At 60.1% G+C, this 18,663-nt stretch carries 15 protein-coding genes; 8 read left to right on the forward strand and 7 right to left on the reverse strand.

The window, feature by feature from the left end:
* Window positions 1–9: 9 nt before the first annotated feature.
* Genes V5E97_RS16350 through V5E97_RS16365 form a run of 4 tightly spaced genes read right to left on the reverse strand, consistent with a single transcriptional unit; the run spans window position 10 to window position 5,601 of the window.
* Complete coding sequence (locus V5E97_RS16350) at window positions 10–1,572, reverse strand: O-antigen ligase family protein (protein ID WP_406700366.1); 1,563 nt, start codon at window positions 1,570–1,572, stop codon at window positions 10–12.
* 21 nt (window positions 1,573–1,593) lie between these two features.
* Window positions 1,594–3,837 carry a GumC family protein gene (locus V5E97_RS16355; RefSeq protein WP_406700367.1) on the reverse strand — a complete coding sequence of 748 codons (2,244 nt, stop codon included), beginning with the start codon at window positions 3,835–3,837 and terminating at the stop codon, window positions 1,594–1,596.
* A gap of 22 nt (window positions 3,838–3,859) precedes the next feature.
* Entirely contained in the window at window positions 3,860–4,579 is a 720-nt protein-coding gene (locus tag V5E97_RS16360; protein ID WP_406700368.1) for a hypothetical protein, read from the reverse strand.
* Window positions 4,567–5,601 (reverse strand): glycosyltransferase family 4 protein, encoded by a 1,035-nt coding sequence (locus V5E97_RS16365; protein ID WP_406700369.1) that lies wholly within the window; start codon window positions 5,599–5,601, stop codon window positions 4,567–4,569. The genes V5E97_RS16360 and V5E97_RS16365 overlap by 13 nt, the downstream gene beginning before the upstream one ends.
* A gap of 681 nt (window positions 5,602–6,282) precedes the next feature.
* Between V5E97_RS16365 and V5E97_RS16370 the strand changes: the two genes are divergently transcribed.
* Window positions 6,283–7,377 carry a S49 family peptidase gene (locus tag V5E97_RS16370; RefSeq protein WP_406700370.1) on the forward strand — a complete coding sequence of 365 codons (1,095 nt, stop codon included), beginning with the start codon at window positions 6,283–6,285 and terminating at the stop codon, window positions 7,375–7,377.
* A gap of 128 nt (window positions 7,378–7,505) precedes the next feature.
* On the opposite strand, the gene V5E97_RS16375 is transcribed toward V5E97_RS16370, so the two are convergent.
* Both V5E97_RS16375 and V5E97_RS16380 read right to left on the reverse strand, forming a co-directional pair.
* Window positions 7,506–8,162, reverse strand: coding sequence for a hypothetical protein (locus tag V5E97_RS16375; protein ID WP_406700371.1), 657 nt, complete (start codon window positions 8,160–8,162; stop codon window positions 7,506–7,508).
* Window positions 8,163–8,841: 679 nt separating this feature from the next.
* Window positions 8,842–9,450: a sigma-70 family RNA polymerase sigma factor gene (locus tag V5E97_RS16380; protein WP_406700372.1), complete on the reverse strand. Its 609-nt coding sequence runs from the start codon at window positions 9,448–9,450 to the stop codon at window positions 8,842–8,844.
* 496 nt (window positions 9,451–9,946) lie between these two features.
* On the opposite strand from V5E97_RS16380, the gene V5E97_RS16385 reads away from it, so the two are divergent.
* On the forward strand, window positions 9,947–10,696 hold the full coding sequence (locus V5E97_RS16385) for an SDR family NAD(P)-dependent oxidoreductase (protein ID WP_406700373.1): 750 nt from the start codon (window positions 9,947–9,949) through the stop codon (window positions 10,694–10,696).
* A 77-nt stretch (window positions 10,697–10,773) separates the two neighbouring features.
* Window positions 10,774–11,322: a hypothetical protein gene (locus tag V5E97_RS16390; protein ID WP_406700374.1), complete on the forward strand. Its 549-nt coding sequence runs from the start codon at window positions 10,774–10,776 to the stop codon at window positions 11,320–11,322.
* A gap of 39 nt (window positions 11,323–11,361) precedes the next feature.
* On the opposite strand, the gene V5E97_RS16395 is transcribed toward V5E97_RS16390, so the two are convergent.
* A complete protein-coding gene (locus V5E97_RS16395) occupies window positions 11,362–11,907 on the reverse strand; it encodes a peroxiredoxin family protein (protein WP_406700375.1) in 546 nt (181 codons plus the stop codon).
* Between the two features lie 326 nt (window positions 11,908–12,233).
* Between V5E97_RS16395 and V5E97_RS16400 the strand changes: the two genes are divergently transcribed.
* The 5 genes from V5E97_RS16400 to V5E97_RS16420 all read left to right on the forward strand — a co-directional run bounded on the left by V5E97_RS16400 (window position 12,234) and on the right by V5E97_RS16420 (window position 18,451).
* Window positions 12,234–14,981 (forward strand): tetratricopeptide repeat protein, encoded by a 2,748-nt coding sequence (locus V5E97_RS16400; RefSeq protein ID WP_406700376.1) that lies wholly within the window; start codon window positions 12,234–12,236, stop codon window positions 14,979–14,981.
* Window positions 14,982–15,166: 185 nt separating this feature from the next.
* Entirely contained in the window at window positions 15,167–16,201 is a 1,035-nt protein-coding gene (locus V5E97_RS16405) for an SMP-30/gluconolactonase/LRE family protein (RefSeq protein WP_406700377.1), read from the forward strand.
* Window positions 16,202–16,232: 31 nt separating this feature from the next.
* Complete coding sequence (locus V5E97_RS16410) at window positions 16,233–16,739, forward strand: DUF488 domain-containing protein (RefSeq protein ID WP_406700378.1); 507 nt, start codon at window positions 16,233–16,235, stop codon at window positions 16,737–16,739.
* Between the two features lie 230 nt (window positions 16,740–16,969).
* Window positions 16,970–17,500: a hypothetical protein gene (locus tag V5E97_RS16415; protein WP_406700379.1), complete on the forward strand. Its 531-nt coding sequence runs from the start codon at window positions 16,970–16,972 to the stop codon at window positions 17,498–17,500.
* 147 nt (window positions 17,501–17,647) lie between these two features.
* Window positions 17,648–18,451 carry a DUF4190 domain-containing protein gene (locus tag V5E97_RS16420; protein ID WP_406700380.1) on the forward strand — a complete coding sequence of 268 codons (804 nt, stop codon included), beginning with the start codon at window positions 17,648–17,650 and terminating at the stop codon, window positions 18,449–18,451.
* The last annotated feature ends 212 nt before the right edge of the window (window positions 18,452–18,663 follow it).

An 18,663-nucleotide genomic window follows, 5' to 3' on the forward strand; every position in this document is an offset into this window, starting at 1 on the left:
AGTTGACGGCTACCCACGTTCCACGAACAGATCGGTCCCGCCCGAGAGCCAGCGGTTACAGATCCCGCCCAGGGCACTCATGGCGATAGCGACAGCGGTAAGTTCGATGGTCCAGTGGACGACCGCGTATAAACTAAACCCCGCCGCCGCTCCAATCAAGCCGAACACCAACGCTCGATCCGCGGTCCCTACTCGACGTACCGCCCCTGGCAAACGATAGAGGCACCAAATCATCCCAATTATCAAGATCGCCAAACCAACGAATCCCGATTCAACCCACCATTGCAACAGGCTACTGAGTGCATTCGTGCGCGTCTCGTCCTGCGTTTTGTACAAGGGATAGATTGAAGCAAAACTTCCTAGCCCTGCGCCAAAGATCGGAAAATCGCGGGTGATTGGCAACGAGTCGGACCAGACCTGGGACGCCGCCTGAAGGCTGACCGCTGAGATCGGGGTGGGAGCGTCGGGGATCTTCTCGATGATCAGTCGCGTTCCGAGTCCGCATCCCAGTCCGGTCAAAGCCAGCAGGGTCAAACCGAGTCCAACCCAGCGAACTCCCGTCGGCCAAGCGCTCGGCAACCCCACCAGAATCAAGCTAATCGCAAAGGGAAGGCTGAGCAGGGGCCCGGTCAGCATCCCGACCATCAACGCGCTTGTGACCAGCAAAATCGAGAGCAAGACGACTAACCCGCTTTGTCCTGACTCGGCCAGTCGAACCGTCAGCAACTCACGGCTGCCACGAGGAGCGATTAACTGGAGCAACATCGCCAGGGCCAGAGGCAAGCCGAACGAGGCGAGCGCCAGGTAGGCGTCGGGACCTCCCATCAGCGTTCCGAGCGAGAAGGGCCGGTCCGGTACGAGTCGCCCCCACGCCGGGTGGGATGGTGAGTTTCCCGCGACGGTTCGTAGCACCAGGGTATTCGGAGAGGTCAACAAGTCCGAGTTCGAGGGAGCCCACATCGGGCCTTTCCCAGGCTCATATAAGCCATAAAGGCCATTGCCACGACCAATGACTTGGACCGCGACGAAGCAGGTGTTGAGGAAGAAAACCCCAAGCAGGCAGCCCCAGATGAGATAGAGACGGCGGAGCCGGTCGGTATAGTGCGACACCCCCCAGAACAGAGCCAGACACACGGAGGCGCTGACGATCCAACGGAGAGTGGCAGCACGATCGACGGTGATCGGTGATCGATTCCGCACCGGAGCGGGAAGTTCGATCGAGGGATCGAGCTCACGAACTCGATCGGGAAAGAAGCCCAGGCTATAGACCTGCTGAGATCGCGGTGAGAACCGAGCCGCCAACGCGGGGGGCAGAGGCGCGAGTTGCACGATCCCGAGTGCCAGGGCAAGAAGTCCCAGCAGGGTCAGCGGACTCTTCAAAAGCCGCAATTTACCTTCGAGTGCGATCCGGAGCAGACAAGCCAGCACAAAAAGGAAGGTCAGGCCCGAGATCACCGGCCCGGCCCACCAGACCGCGCCGCCAAAGGCGAGCGTCGTGCCGACCAACAAGGTGGCCAGCACAACGCCTAACAGTCGATCGTTTTTTTCCTGAAGTCGTCGGCGAAGGTTCAAAGGTGCGGCTCCGGCTCAGGATTACAGCGAAGTGGCCATGGGAAGCGCCGACTGCTCCTCGGTGGGAGCCGCCAGGCCGGGAGCCGCTGAAACACTTCGGCCCGCAATGCTGCCCGTGTAGCCGTTAGGCGTCTCGGGACCATAGCTGGACCAGTTCTTGAGATCCTCATAGAGCCCGTTGAAAACGACGCCGGCGATCACGACGTGGGACTGCTCGAGCATCGCCTTGGCGTGCTGAAGCGGCCGAAGTTCCTGGGAACCCGACCGGACCACGAGCAGGGACGCATCGACGATCCGGCCCAGCATCCGGCAATCAGCCAGGCCGAGGATGGCGGGGCCGTCAAGAATGACGCGATCGTAATGGCTCGAAAGGCCGATAATGAGCTGGCGAAGTTCAAGCGCCCCGAGGATCTCGACCGGAACGCCCGTGGTGTCGCCGGTGGGCAGAAAGTCGAGATTCGGAATGTCGGTCCGAACGACGGTTCGCTGCCAGGGCAGGTCGCCGCGCAACACGTCGACCAGCCCCAGGCCGGCCCCTTCCTCATCCGGATCCTGGAAGACATGGGCCAGGCTGGGACGACGAAGGTCGACATCCATCAAGAGAGTGCGTTCGCCAGCACGGGCACAGGTCGCGGCCAGGTTGAGAGCAGTGGTGCTCTTGCCTTCGCCCGCCTTGGCGCTGGTGACGAGGAGCGTGACGATCGGTCCCCGTTTGTCGGTGATTCCGAGCAGGCTCGCTCGCAAGTTGCGAAACGCGTCAGCTTCGATCGAGTCGGGTGCTCCAGGCGTCCAAAGATGGCCACCGCGATGGAGTGAGGCCGAGCGTCGGATCTTCGGAATGACCCCGAAGAGAGGCAAGCTCAACGCGCCGCTCAACTGCTCGGGAGCTTTGATTGAGTGGTCGATGTGTTCGAGGAGGCAGACGATGCCGATACCCAGTCCGAAGCTCAGGAACAACGCAAAGATCATGTTCATCGCGCGTTTGGGGCGGATGGGCTGTGTGGGTTCTATCACGCTTGCGACTTGAACGACCGGGTCCTTCTTCCCCTGTGAGATGGCGCTGAACTCCCAGATCTTCTTTTCCATCTCCGCGATCTGGGTCTGCTTCAGCTTGATCTTATCGAGGGCGTCGAGGAACTTCTGGTGCGTCGGCATCGAGGCCTGCAACTCGTCCAGCAGCTTTGCGGCGGCTTCCTGTTTTTGCCTCAGTTCTTCTTTCTTCGCATCGACGAGGGATTCATAAGGGTTGCCCTCGGGGCCGACTTCCGACGAGTTGCTCAATGCCTTTAATTTCTTGAGCCGCGTGAGCACTTGGTCGAGCTTCTTGGAAGTGTGGATGACCGCGGGATCGTGGTCGTAGTTCCGAATCTTTCCTCGGTAATTATTGAGCGTGTCCGCATACTGCTCGCGCATCACATCGAGCTCGGCCATCTTGTGTGCGTAGGGATCCGCCCCACCTTGACTCCGAGCGTTCGGAAACGCCTGCGTCAGATACGACTGCTGATGGAGCGTGGTCAGCTGGTTCTGATCATTCTGAATGCCCGAAGTCAGTAATTCATACTCTCGCTCCTTGATATTTTTACCCCCCGGACCGATCACGTCCGAGTCTTGGAGCATGGCGAAGATGACTTTATTGACTTCCTCAAGTTCTTTTTTGAGTACCGTCAAGTAGCTATCGGCGGACAGCTTGGCATTTTCAATTTTCTGATTGATCTCATCACTGGCTTGATTCTTGAATTCGTCGATCAAGAGTTGGAGCGACGTTGCGATCCGGGCCGGATCGCGCCCCTCGAGGGTCACAGTGTACTGGTTGGTCCCTTGAACCGGCCGGGTTTGGAGCGAAGCAATCAACTCCTCCGCGGCGTCATCCGAGGCCACGCCTCCGCGAGTCAAGTTGGGATCATTGACAACCAGCTCGGCTAGCCTGGAGCTGCGGAGCATGGCAATCCGGTTGGGGCCGTAGGTTTCGTTGCTCTCGTGGGATTGGTGACCCACAGTGGGCGAGACCAACGACGAAAGAACGGGGTCGAACTGCGGCGCCTCGATCGCGATCTGGGTTTTGGCGCTATAGACGTTAGGTTGATAGGCGATCGCGATTCCGCAGAGAATACTTAGCGGGACACCAATCGCCAGAACGAACCAAACCCGGCGACGTAGGGCGCGGAGATAGTCGGAGGCGGATTTCCCGGCGGGGCTGTGGGGCGAGGCATTCTGCAAGTTCGGAGAGCGAAGTGGCCCGGCATACCCTTGGATTGTGCCATCCATGGTGGTTCCTGCTCCATTAAGGTTATTTGTCGCCCAGAGTGGAGTGGTGGACCACAGGTCGAGCACTCCATCCCAACGTCATCCGGAGCCAGTTCAAAGAGACGCGCGTCAAGGAAGGGGTCGTCGAGATGGCAAGGACCGGCGAGACTTGTGACGAGAGGCGGGGGCCGTTTGAAAATGGCTCCGACGAAGACGCGTGCCCCAGCGATCCCGAAGTCTCTTCACCCCGATCGGGGTCTTCTTCCTCTTGAGTCAACAGCAACCGTTCGATTCGTTCGGCTGTGGCCAGAGACAGGCGCTGAAGGAAACGGAAGGCAATGTCAGCCTCGGTTAAAGAGTCCGATGCCTGATGAATTGCCACGGTCAACAGCAGATCCTTGCCACTGGAGAGTCGGAAGACCGCGGAAGGACCCGACAGCGGAGCGGTCCTTTGCGTGGGCTCTCCTCGAGTCTCTTCCTCGGCAAAGATCTCAACACCGTTCCGGGTGCAGGAGATCCGCTCGACTTGGCAGCCAAGCTCATGAGCCGCGGCTTCCAGCAGCGTCCGGATCGCGGCGACATGCTCGCAAAGTTCGATCCGTTGAATCGCCTCCCACGTGAGCTTCGAGGCCGCTCGCTCCTGGCGGCCCCGCGCCATCCGCGCCTTGAAATCGCCGCGGAGGTTGGCGAACTCGTCCATGCGGCTGGTCAGGATCAGGAGGAAGGCAAGGCAACCCGACAGCCCGAGGATCAGTGCGAGCATCTCATTCTTGAGGCAGACCCCAAGAGCACCACACCGCAGAGGAACCCTGAAAAGCAGTAGAGCAGGAGAGCGGCCTGTCGCGGATTCAGCCCCAGGCCGATCAAAAGGTGATGAACGTGACGCCGATCGGCCGAACTAAGTGGTAGGTTTCGCACCCAACGCCTGAAGATCGCCATGGCGGTGTCGGAGATCGGCAGCCCCATCGCCAGGATCGGGAAAAGGATCGAAATGGTCGACGGGCCTTTCAAAGATCCTTGAACCCCAATGATCCCGATCAGGAGTCCGATCAGCAAGCTCCCGCTGTCTCCGAGAAAGATACAGGCAGGATGCCAGTTGTATAGCAAGAAGCCGGCCAGGCTGCCCGCCAACGCGGCCGCCATGATCGCGACACCCACATTCTGGTTATGGATCGCCACCAGCGTCAGCGTGCCACTCACGAGCAGGCCAACACCCGAGGCTAACCCGTCCATCCCGTCGATGAGATTCCAGATGTTCATACAGGCGAGAAACCAGAACATCGTGACGAGCAAGCTGGGAATCGAGACGGCGAGCGGAATGCCCATCATCGACAGATCAATGACGGGGCCATCCAAATCGATGGCCATTCCGAGAATATCGAAACGCTGGATGCGAACTCCGCCGATGAAAAGAATGATCACGGCGAACGCTTGACCGGCGAGTTTCATCCGAGGCGCGATGGAACGGGTATCGTCGACGAAGCCGACCATCAGAACGATAAGGCCGGCCAGGAAGACCGACCACTGGCAGGCCCACCATTCCTGGACGCCAGGCCAGTCGTTCAGGTAGCCACCGAATCCCACGAGCATGATGGCCGAGGCGAGGCCGAATGCCAGCCCTAAGCCACCGAGCCGGGGCGTCGCCCCCTTGTGAATCCTGCGGAACTGGTCTGGACGGTCAATGGCACCGGCCCAGATCGCGATCCGTGTCACAACGGGCGTGGCCAACACGCACCCCATGAACGCGACCGCGAAGATCAGCAAGAAGGAGTTGGAGATCATCATGGACGGGAACACCCTCAACGCCCTCGATCAAATGTCCGCCCGAAAGTCATTCTCGGCAGCCGCCTGCTAGCGCGACAACCGTCGCACCCACCAAGAGCACCCGAGCCAAGCCTGATTACGCGGCCGAAAGCGTTCCGGGTTTCCCCGTACGCCTGTGAGACGCTGAACCGGCGAGCCAATCGGACTGCACACCATTTTGAGAGCACGATCTAGGCTCGACCTTCGCACCGGGTTGTTCGTAAAGCCGCGGCGAGAACGATTCGACCGGCCAAGATGAGGGTGCGGACCTCCTTGCGATAGCTCGCGAGGATCCGAAACCAGCAGGTGAGAGAGGGCGATTTGAGCAGGACCGACTCTTGGAGTAAGCGCCAGATTTCACGATGATGACTCGTCTTCCTTGACTCAATCGGGCGGTAACCGCCCTGTTGTCCATCGAGGGCGGAGCTTTCCTGGTTCAAAAATTATCAAGGTTTTGTCAGCGCCGGTCAAGATGGATTCTCTCACGCGATGCTCTGAACTTACATCGATTTTTACCTCTTCCCGGCCTTGTCGAGGGGGAGTATGCGGGGAACGCGTTTGGCAGCGAAGTTCCCTAGCGATTATGCCGATTATGCTAGGGGACGCGATTCTCTCGACGCCAGGAAGGTTGGGCGTGTTCTCGGTTGGCAAGGATATTTCACCATGCGCTGGGAAGGATCACCGAGAACGAAAGCTCATCGAGCCTGGATCCATTTCACCTCGTTGATCGTGTTGTCGGGGTGTCATGCCATTCCCATCGCGGGCAAGGTGGACACCAATGCCAACGTTGCGGCGAACTTCCAAGGAACGGTCGATGTTCGCCTGCCCACCGCGACCGACCCCGGCCCGATGATCCCGGTGGCCGTTCGTGCCGCCGCCGCTGGCTGCGAGGCGACTCGAATCGTCATTGTTGATGTCGACGGGCTGTTGCTTAACCAAAATCTCACTGGGATCTATTCGGTCGGCGAAAACCCGGTCTCGGCGTTCCGGGAAAAACTCGAGATGGCGGCGGGAGATCCTCGGGTCCGCGGTGTGGTCCTCCGGATTCACAGTCCCGGTGGGGGCGTCACGGCCTCGGATATTCTGGCCGAGGAACTACGGCGCTTCCGGCAGGCCACCGGTAAGCCGGTCGTCGCCTGCCTGATGGATGTCGCGACCGGCGGCGCGTACTACCTGGCTGTTGGTTGCGACCGAATCTTCGCCCTTCCCACCTCGATCACGGGGGGGATTGGAGCGTTGATCAATCACGCGAATCTGGAAGATGCGATGGCACAGCTCAACCTCCGTGTTGAGCCGGTGAAGGCGGGTGAGCTCGTCGATATGGGGTCGGTCGCCGCGCCGCTCTCGGAGGAAGCGCGGGCGCTCTTCCAAGACATGGCCAACGGATTCCGCGATCGCTTTACCGCTCGGGTCGCTCAATACCGGCCAATGATGACCGCCGCGGACCACCGTTCGATTGCCGATGGGCGCATTCTCGCCGCGTCTCGTGCACTCGCGCTCCACATGGTCGATCAACTTGGGTACGTGGATGATGCGATCGCCGAGGCCGAGCGACTTGCAGGTGCTCCCGGAGCAGAAATCGTCTTTTTTGAGAGAGCAGGGCATCCCACGCGATCGATCTATTCGATCGTTCCGAATGTCCCGCTCCAGAGCGAGTTGATCCCGTTCAGCTACCCAGGCCTGGAGCGGAGCAAGCTGCCGACCTTCCTCTATCTCTGGCAACCCGATCCGACGATCACAAAACTCAGTGGTCGCTAGGGCGATTTGAGTGGGGGCTTCTCCGGACTTCAACCATCTTTGACCAGGAACGACGGGATAATCGGGCCGAGAGTTTGACCGATTATCCCGTCGCCAGGCCCAGATTTCATCGAAAGCCAGTTCTCAGCTTAGCGCCGACTCTTCTGAATGGGATTGCGCGTCGTGACCCAAACGAGGACGACCGATTCGAGCTGTTGGCGACCCTTGACAGGTGACTCCAAGTTCGGGGGATTGGCGGGCGCTGAGTCTTCTTTTCCACCTGGGACAGACGCTGTCAGGTCCGTGGAGTTGGTGGATGAGGTCCGAAGACCATTCGACTCGCGTTCGGGCGAAGCTTTTGCAGCCGCCAGATCGTCGGAGGAGACGGGAGGTCGGGGCGGAACTTCGGGAACGGTCATCCCATCGAATTCGGGACTAGGACGATAAATCATCGTCTGATTCTTGGGAGGCGCAGGGGTCCGAAGCGCGGTCTTCAACTCCCCTTTCGCAGGAGGCGGTGACAGCACCGTCGCGCGAGGCCCGGACGAGACGGCGACCTGTCCGATTTCGGAGAGTTGAGTCACCACGATGGGGTCCGGCGGGACTTCCTTAAACTGGTTTGGAAAATCGATCTGCAACCGATCTCGGAATCGACCGATCTCCTCCTGATCCATCACGAGGGCGAAGACCGTCGCCTCGTTGGGATGTTTGGGATCGATCACGATCCCCTGGCTCACCGTGATCTTACCGATGAAAGGATCGAGGCGAGGCATGTCTCGGACGAGCCCCTCGACCCGGCCAGGCATATTACCGCCGATCTCGTCGACGACGACGAAAACGTGCTTGAGATCGGGGCTGTCGAGAAGTTTGCGGATCCGTAACTGCTCGCGGTCGTTTTGAGACTCGCTCTCGTCGTGCGCACGACAACCGGATGAGGCTCGGAATCGACCGTCCGAGCGTTGGCACCGCTGGCCACCAACGTGTCCGAGGCCCCCGAATCGAGTTGAGGACCAGGGGCGGGATCAGCCTCCGATGGTGGGGCGGCGGTGAAAACCAACGACTGAGGTGTTAGAGGAGCAGGGGGCGGTTGAGTTCGCCCAGTGAGTAAGCCGAGGCCGACGGACAGGACGACCAGAGCGGCCGCGGCCAACCCGACCCTGGCCAGCGGCGAGCGACCGAGGCGTGACCCAAACGAGCCCGGCACCCGAGAACGGGTTCGTGCCAGGATCGCCGAGGCGAGGTCGTCGTGGAGCGTCAGACGCGGCAAGTTTGCAACGAGGTCCCGGACCATGGTCAATTGACGCAAGTCCTCGGCCAAGTCCGGGTTGGAAAGTAATGCCGACTCGACGCTGGATCGCTGTTCAGGATCGAGCTCGCCGTCGAGATAGGCGGACAGGAATATTTCATCTTCGGTCTTCATATGCACTCGGCGGGTCAGGGCCAATCGGGCATGGGCCTCGTGCCCCCCATCACGTCTCGTCGATCTCATGGCGAATGATGCGAAGATTGGCGCAGTTGCACATCCTCATCAACGAGGCTTCTGAGCCGGTCGCGCAACTCGCAACGAGCCCGGTGTAACCGACTTCGGACCGTTCCAATCGGAATCTCCAGCATCGCGGCAATCTCTTCGTACTGCAGTCCGTCGAACTCCTTCATGACCACGACTGCCCGATGGTCGGCCGCTAATGCGTTCAGAGCGTCCTGGATAATCCGATCTCGCTCAGCCTGCTGCAGGGGAGCCGAGGGGTCACTCTCGGCCACGTCATAGGCGGGCTCGAGCGGCGCGGAACCCGAGTCGCGGTTGAGGCGGAGCACCGGCCTGCGGCGTCGACGACCCGATAAGGCCAGGTTGACCGCGATCCGATAGATCCACGTGTAAAACGAACTCTCCCCTTGGAACCGATCCAGCTTCTCGAAGGCACGCAAGAATGCGTCCTGCAACAAGTCCCTCGCTTCATCCGCGCAGCCGGTCAGGCGGAAAATGGTGGGGTAAAGTCGATCCTGGTAACGGGTGACCAGGACGCCAAACACCTCCGTATTTCCCGCGCGACAAGCATCAATCAGGGACTTGTCGTCGTCACACCCGGACATCATTATCCTTGGACGCCGTGGGTTCGAGAGAGTTCCAAAAGAAAGCGATATTTGCTGTAAACTGGAGGTCCTAGGCGAGATTCGGGACGAAGGGAAAGGGCGTGTGCCAGGGGAGAGGGCGTCCCGAGTCGAGTTCTCCTCGATTTTGCCCTGAACCGGACGCCTGGCCTTGTCACCTTTAATCTTATCAGATGGGGTCGGTTCTTGAGAACCACCTCATGGTTACGTCCTTTGAACGCCTTGTGGTTCCCGTAAAGCTCCGATGATCGGAATGCGGGCTGCAGGTTGTCTCTGGATTTTGGGGGGAATTCACTCGTAGTTTCCAGGCGAGACGAGGTGGCCGATGGTCCCCCGGCGTGCTATGGTGGCTGGTCTTGCCGACGGCGCAGGGGGGGCAAGCGACCTCCCGAACCCGATTTTCTAATGATGGACGGAGAGCTGTTTTGCCGGGTCGATCGGACTCGCCACTCGGACTCCGCGGATCCTCCTGTGAGACGAAATGATGGCGGATTTCTTTGATCTCTCGGGCCAGGTTGCTTTGGTCACGGGAGCGGGGCAGGGGATTGGCGAAGGGATGGCCCGCCGGCTTCATAAGGCCGGCGCTCGGATCGCCGTTTTCGACGTCGACGGAAATCACGCAGCCAAGGTCGCGGACTCACTCGGAGGACTGGCGGTCGTGGGTGACGTCACCTCGGAGTCGGACGTGACTCGAGCGGTCGGACGTGTTCGGGAAGAACTCGGCCCCGTCTCCATCCTGGTCAACAACGCCGGCATCACCGGGCCGACCGACCTGAGTTGGAATCTTGCGCTCGAGGACGTTCGCCGGGTCCTGGATGTGAACGTGCTCGGTCCCTACCTCTTCTGCAAAGCGGTTGCGCCGGGAATGATCGAACGCAAGTACGGTCGGATTCTCAACGTCGCCTCGATCGCGGGCAAGGAAGGGAATCCGACTCTGCTTCCTTACTCCGCCTCGAAAGCCGCGGTGATCGCGATGACCAAATCGCTCGCCAAGGAACTCGTCGGTCGCGGCGACTTGACGGTGAATGCGATTGCACCGGCCGTCATCCGAACGCCGATCTTGGATGGTATGGCCCAGAGTACGGTGGACTACATGCTCTCCAAGATCCCGATGGGCCGGACCGGTACGATCGATGAGGTCGCCGCGCTGGTTCATTTCTTGGTTAGCTCGGAAGCGAGCTATACGACGGGGCAATGTTACGATATCAGCGGCGGTCGCGCGACGTACTGACCAGTCCGCGCCTGCCGTCCTTTGGGAATCGCCAAAGGCGGCAGGACGCTTCGACCTGAATGCGCAAGGGACGTCGAATGTCCGAGCAATACTGGCTCGTCCATCCTAATGGCGGCCGCCAACTGATCGACCCGCGCCAGTTCGACGTCGAGCGCCTGGCCGAACAGGTCCAGCAGATTGGGGGGCGCCTGATCGTCGAACCCGATTCCTACCGCGAAGCCAACGCGGAGCCCTCGGTCGCTGCGCCACCACGGCGGTTTGAGCCGCCGATCTCGGCCCTCGGCCCGCTCTTTTGCGACCGGTTCGCAAAGATCTATTGCTGCCAGTCCGACTACGAGCTCGAGATTAACGTCAGGCCGACCACGCGTGTCCTGGGGGGCTACTACAAGACGCGCAAGCTCGTGCGAATCTATTCGCATGATCGCCAGCTCGGTCGCCGCCCGCTCGACGAGCTCTTCGATACCTACCTGCACGAGATGGCGCACCACCTCGAGTACACGGAACCCGACTCTTACCATGCGGCCGCTTGCGGGCGGGTTCCCGGGCGAATGCACAGCAGGCTCTTTTGGAAGATCCTCGGCGATTTGAAATGGCGCTGGGCTGAGCTCCAGCGCCGTGGCGATTGACAGTCGATGGTCAGTTGACGTTCCGGATTCCGGATCCCATCACTTCGACGAGAGACCGAGCGATTTGACCTTCGCGGCCACGTCTTGCCCCGCGGTCTTGGTGGTGATCTTCTTGTCGATCTCCTTGATCGTGCCCTCCTTGTCGATGTAGTAGGTCCATCGGTTTGCGAAGCCACGCGCCGGGTTGATGACTCCGTAGGCCTGGGCGACGCTCTTGGTGGGATCGCTCAGAATCGGGTAATCCAGCTCCAGCTTCTCGGCGAACTTCTTGTTGTCCTCGGGGACGTCAACGCTGGCCGTAAAATAAGCCACGTTCAAGGGCTTGAGGGCGGCGCCATTCTCTTTCAGGGACTTGCACTCAATGGTGCATCCCTGGGTGTCCGCCTTGGGAAACCAAGCAATCACGATCGCTTTCTTGCCTTTGAATTGATCGAGCGAATAGGTCTTGCCGTCGGTTCCCTGGAGGGAGAAATCGGGGGCTTTGTCGCCAACCTTCAGTTCCTCGGCCTGGATCGCGGTGGCGCCGGCCAGTGACATGGCCAGGGCCAAGCCCAATGCGGGAACACTTCGGATAAAACGACTCATGACGACCTCCTCAAAGGTGTGAGTGGATGGTAGGCCCATTCCCCAAAGGCTCGAAGGCGTCTGGGAAGGGTGTCGAGCGTAGCAGCGGGAACCTGAGAATTCAACGACATGTTCGGTTCGCCAGCGGCAGCAAACGATACGCCCGACTCGACCCTGGACCTCTTGCTCGGTTAAACTGGCGAGGGCCAATCCCGCATTCCCTCTTCCCCAGTCGAGGTTCGCCGATGTCTTCGGAGAGTCCGCCGGCGCGAAAGTCTAGGTCCAAGCCGGCCCTAGGTTCCCCCTCTTTAATCGATGAACAGCCGCCACTTCCGACCACCCTCCGCGTGCTCGACTGGATTCTGATTACGGCCTTCCTGGCGCTCACGTTCCTGCTGGGCGTCTTTCCGCTCAAAGATACCGATTTCTGGTGGCACCTGCGGACCGGTGACTGGATTCGCCAGAACCAGACCGTCCCCACCACCGACCTTTTTACGTTCACCGTGCCCGACCACCCCTGGATCGACCTGCACTGGGGCTTTCAGGTCGCCCTGAGCTGGGGATACGCACACGGCGGAGTGGTGGCGCTGAACCTGGCCAAATGCGTGATCACTTGCATCGCGCTGCTGCTGGTCGTCACCGCCAAGAAACGGGACTGGCCGATCTGGGTCATGCTGCTGGGCTGGTTGCCGGCCTTGCTTGTCCTGAGTGGCCGGATGTATATTCGTCCTGAAACATTGACACTTCTCTATTTGTGTGCCTTTCTGGCAATTCTCTTCCGCTGGGACAAACGCCCCCGGCTCGCCTTTCTGCTCCCGATCGTTCAGGTGGCCTGGGTCAACTCGCAAGGCCTTTTCGTACTTGGCCCCATCTTGATCGGGTTTGCCCTCGTTGCCGCGATCTTTCGGCCGGGTGCGTTTGCCTCCTCACGCACGAGTTGGTGGCGAACGATCGGGATTGCGACGCTGCTGACGGGGGCGGCCTGCCTCCTCAATCCTTACGGGTTGAGGGGAGCGCTTTACCCCTTCCAGCTCTTGCAGACGATGGGAAATCCCATCTTCTCCAAGCACATTGCCGAATTGACCCCGGTCCCCGAGTTCATCAAGCGAAATGTCGGCTGGAACAACCTTCCGCTCTGCCTTCAACTTCTGACCATGATCCTGGGCGCCTTGAGCTTCCTGGTCCCCATCCTCTGGTCGGTGGCGACCCGCACCCCGGCTTCGACCCCATTGACTGATCCACAACTCGAGACGCCCGGCCGGGGAACGTCGAAGAAAGACGCGCCCAAGTCGAAACGGAAATCGGCGAAGCAGGCGAAACCAGCCCAGGAGTCTCCACGAGAACCAGTGCGAGACTGGTCGATGACGCTCTTTCGGTTTCTGCTGTTCGCCGCCTTCTGTCGGTTGAGTTGGCAGGCCACGCGAAATAGCCATCAATTCGCGGCCGTCGTGGGCACGATCACCGCCTGGAACCTTGCGGAATGGGCGGCCGCCATCCGTCGTCGCAAACCGAGGATCGAGGGCGAGTCTCTCTTCCCTTTCATCCTCCCTCGGTTGGCCACGCTCGGATGCATTTCGCTTGTGTTCGCGATCGTCGTCAGCGGCCGATTCTATGCGTGGGCCGGCGAGGATCGACGCATCGGGCTGGGCGAGGAACCGCTCTGGTTCCCGCATGAGGCGGTGAAGTTCGCCGGGAAACCGGGCATGCCCAATCGCTTTCTCAGCTTCCACGACGGCTATGCCGCGCTCTACGACTACTACCATGGCGCGGAGCGGACCCCTGGCCTCGAGCGGAAGGTTTTCGTCGATGCCCGCCTCGAGGTGGTCGGCCCCGAACTGTATCAGCGTTATCTCAACCTTCAGAGTCAGATGTCGCCCGGGAAAGAATCATCGAACTGGCCCGCCCAACTGGATGAGATCGGTCGGCCCGTGGTCTTGGCGGGACACGCCGTCAATGCCTCGATCGGCGCGAACATGATGACCTCGTCGCACTGGCGCTGTGTCTGGTTCGATCCGATCGTGGGAGTTTTCGTCCACGATTCCAATACGGAGATCGTCCGTACCGATCAGGTCGATTTTGCCGCTCGCCATTTTCGACCCAACTCAGCGACGACTCCGCAGGGGATCGACGCATTGGTCGCCACCGTCAAAGCCATCTGGACGTACGCGGGCGTCTTGCAAGCGTATAGTCGATCCGACTTGGCCCGGCCGATGGTCCTTTTGGGCCTGGACTACGCCAGGAAAATTGTTCAGAACGACCCTGACTCGCCGACCGGCTGGAAATTGATCGGTGAAATCGAAACGGCTCGCGAGCCCGCGAAAGAAGCAATGAATCGGGTTCCGAGGTATCGGTTCTCGTTTGATCCGGTCTTCGACCTCTCCGCCGTCCGTGCGACCTATGCGCTCAGGCGTGCCCATCTGGCCGCTCCGAACGATTTTCTCACTCTGCTCCTCTTGAGCCACCTGTATCAGGATCGGCTCATGTATGAGGCGGTGATCCCGTTGTATGAGCGTCTCATCGGACTCCGGCCGATCAACCAGAGTCAGAGCGAAACCCAGGCCAAGTCAACCCTCGAGCTCGAGCAGCTTCGCGGACAGCTAGGACCGGAGATCCGCTCGACGTGGGAGAATCGTAGCGAGCTCGACCGGATCGTCGTATCAATGCTCGCCACGGGGCGGGCCGAGGCGGCGGCCGATCTGCTCGAACGGGCCTATCCCAGCGAGACGAGGCCGTGGGAGATTACCGATCGCATTGCGACTCTTCGCCTCCATCTTGGAGAGGCGGAACGGGCCCGCATCCTCTGGCAGAAGGCGAGTGCTCCGCCTCAGCCCGCGGTCCGCTCGGCCCGCGTCGCGGTAACCTACTTGGTGGAAGGTTCGTTCGACGAGGCTCGGCGACTGTATCAGGAGGCGATCCAAGACGATGCGGACCTTTTCGAAGCCCACTACGGGCTCGCCGTTCTTGAGCAAGACGCGGGGCGCGCTTTCGAGGCCCTCCGACATGCTCAATTGGCGGCGAAACAGGCACCGAATGACGTCGCACGGTCGTCCGCCCAGATCATCGTGAGCGAAACCCGTCCTTTTGCCGATCTCTGATTTCTTGACCGGCGATGAGACGGGCCGATCGGTAGGGACCGAACTCCGCGTTTCGATTGCCTTGGGAAAAGCCGTCGTTCGCTTGGGAAGATGATTGTCAGCGCCTTCCGCGCGGGCTAAGTTCAGGCCTCGGACTTCACACAACGGTCTTCGCGACCCAGCTCTTCCCGCGGGGTAGTATGCTCATGAATGCGATCCGGCTGCAAATCGGCGTTCTCTCGGCCTGGACCGTGATCGGACTGATGTGCCGGGATGCGCCGGCGGAAGAGAAAAAGGAATTCCCTTCCCTTGGCACGATTGAGCGAAAGGATCCCCGGCTCGATCGCCTTGTCCCAAGCGGAGCGAGGATCGAACGGCTCGCTGGTGGATACGACTGGTCCGAAGGGCCTGTCTGGGACCGCAAAGGTCGGTATCTCCTGTTTTCCGACGTTCCCCAAAACACGGTCTTCCGCTGGAAGGAAGGGGAAGGGGCCAGCGTCTACCTCAAGCCCAGCGGGTATACCGGTTCTGAGGCCCGAGGAGGCGAGCCAGGATCGAACGGGTTGGCCATGGATGCACAGGGTCGGCTCATTCTCTGCCAGCATGGCGATCGCTGCATCGCTCGGCTTGAGCCCGACGGTAAGTTCAAGGTCCTCGCCGATGGCTACGAGGGGAAGCGATTCAACAGCCCCAACGACGCCGTCTTCAAGTCGAATGGTGACCTTTATTTCACCGATCCCCCCTACGGTCTCCTGGGAAAGAACGACGATCCGAAAAAGGAGCTGAAGTTCAACGGCGTCTTCCGCCTTTCCAAAGACGGAAAGGTCACGCTCCTGACTGACAAGATGACTTATCCAAACGGGATCGCTTTTTCTCCCGACGAGAAGACGCTGTATGTGGCGAACTCTGACCCGGAACAAGCCATCTGGATGGCCTACGACGTCCAGCAGGACGGCACGCTCGGCCAAGGAAAGGTCTTCTTCGATGCCACGCCGTTCGCGAAGAACAAGGCCTTGAAGGGATTGCCCGATGGGCTGAAGGTCGATCAGAAGGGGAATATCTTCGCAACGGCTCCGGGGGGCGTGTTCATCTTCAGCCCCGACGGAAGCCATCTGGGAACGCTTGCGACTGGAGAGGCCAACGGCAACTGCGCCTGGGGCGACGATGGTTCAACACTTTATGTGAACGCCGATATGTATCTCGCCCGGATCCGCCTGACGACCAAGGGGTTGGGTTTCTGAAACCAAGCCACAGGGAATGGGCGTGGAGCAGATGACACGGGAAATCTGGACGATCGGTCATTCTACCCGGGGGATTGGCGACTTCGTCGGTCTCCTGGAAGCGTGGTCGATCGACTTGGTTGCGGACGTCCGTCGTTTTCCCGGTTCCAAACGGTATCCCCAATTTAATCGCGATGCGTTGGCGGCTGAACTCACCCGCGCCCAGATCAATTATCGTCACTTCGGGTCATTGGGTGGCCGCCGGCACGAACGAAAGCTCAACTCGCCAAACACGGGTTGGCGAGTTGAGGCGTTCAATGCGTATGCCGATTTCATGTCGACTGGCGAATTCCAGGACGGTCTGATCACCTTGATCGCGGCCGCCGGGACCATGCGAACCGCCGTGATGTGTTCCGAAGCGGTCCCTTGGCGTTGCCATCGCCGGCTGATCGCCGACGCCCTGACCGTCGCGGGCTGGACGGTCTGGGACATCCTGGGGGCGAAGCAGGCGGAGCCGCATCGGCTGACAGAGTTCGCCCGTATTTCCGAGCGGGGCTGACCTATCCCGCGGAACCACTTTTTCCCCCCGAGTGACAACCGTCGCAACCCGCATCGGGCCGAGTATCGACCAAGCCCGCACAGGGGCTGGACAAATCGTTCGATTCGACTGATCGCGGTATTCTCTCGGCGTCGAAGGAAAGAATCGGCAGCCGACTTTTGTTCCTCAACTGGGTTGGGTCGGGGTTCGTCCTGCGCACGATCACCTCGCCGATGGGAAGCCGTCCACCGATGCCTCCGAAACGTTCCGGGACCAAGGCGACCTCGAGCTCGCCCGCGGGCAACGCCACGTCGCCACAACTCATCAATGCTCTCTTACTGAGCGCGGCCGTAAGTTACGGCCTCTTCATTCTCGTTCAGAGAGGGAAGGTCAGCTGGCCCCCTCATGATTTGCTCGCCAGTATCTACACGCTCGCGGGCTGCCTTGCGCTGGTTGGCCCCGTGGTGTTGGCCCGGGTCGATTCCGGCGAGCGCGGGCTCGGTGAATTGCTCTGGATGACGGGGGGCCTCTTACTCTGGGTATTCAACGCCACGGCAATGGCCCGCGGCTCCTGGCGGATGGAAGCCTGGGCGACACCGCTTGGGTACGAAGCGATGGGCATGACCATGTTCGCGGTTCTCCTGGCCGGTTGGCGTTGCCGCCTGGGGAGTCGTTCATGGTCCTGGACCAACGTCACAGGATGGATTCTCGGTCTCTTCTGGGTGGCCATGGCCTTTTCGACCTTCATGCCTGCCCGATTCCCGGGCCTTGCGTCACGCTGAACACTTGACGCTCCACTCAGCTCTGATTAGCCTCAAAGGCATCAGGTCCACTGGCCAGTTCGCGGATTTTTTGTCGAAGCTTTTCTTCCCGCTTCTGGTCGCACCCAACCCAGACCGGACCGATTCCCCGCCGCAGGAGTTTTGAACGTGGCGCTCGATCAAGATCAGAAACCATCCGCGTCAATTTCTGCGCCGACTTCGGGCATTGATAATGAAATTGCCGCTTACCGAGCGATCAGCCCGGCAGCGATTCTGAGCTTGCTCTGCGGGGTGGTGGCCGTACTCAGCTTCACAAGTTGGTTCTTTCTCGTTTTCACAATTGCTGCGATCGCGCTGGGGCTGAGCGCCGAACGTCGGATTCGACGTGATCCCGAGATTTGGACGGGACGGAAGATGGCCCAAGCCGGTATTGCGCTGGGTCTTATCTTCGGGCTAGCCGCGGTGACGAGCACCCTGGTTCAAGATTTTCTCCGCTCCCGAGCCGCGGGACAGTTCGCATCGCAGTATGCTGATATCTTGAGAAAAGGCAAAATTGAGGATGCCGCCTACTATACGGTCTCACCGCTAGCTCGCGAGGGGAAGAAGCCGGGCGAGGTCTTCAAAGAGCTGACAGCCCAGGCTCAGCCTGGCATGCCCAATGAACAACTTACCACGCTTCAAGGCATTCACGATCGACTCACCAGCGGGCCTGGCGAATCCATTGCTTTCGAGAGAATCGAGGCGCACGGCCTCGAGGGGATGAATGCCTACGCTTCTGTCTTGTACCTGCTTAAAGGGCCAGGAACTCAGAAATACCCTGAGAAAGAGCAGTTTGCCTTGATTTTCATGAAGGGCGCTACGATCAAGGGCAAGACGCAGTGGTGGATCGAAAACTCAAAATTCCCCTACGAGCCCGCTTCTTACGTCCACAAAGAAAAAGCAGGCGAATCAGGGCACGGCCACGCTCACTAAAGCCGGTCAGCTGCTGTCACGTGTGAGCCTTGAGGCGATCCTGGTCGTCGACCCTTTCACTGCCCTTTGTTCCTGAGAATCGGCTCGCCATCCTGCACACGGAGGGGGCCGACAAAACTACCAAGGCGTGGTGAGCATGGCCCACCACGCCTTATTTTTCGTAGGGCAGGCTTTAGAATCGCCGCAAAATCCAATTAGGGTGCACTGAAATC

The organism is Singulisphaera photorubra, from assembly GCF_045290345.1.
Taxonomy (GTDB): domain Bacteria; phylum Planctomycetota; class Planctomycetia; order Isosphaerales; family Isosphaeraceae; genus Singulisphaera.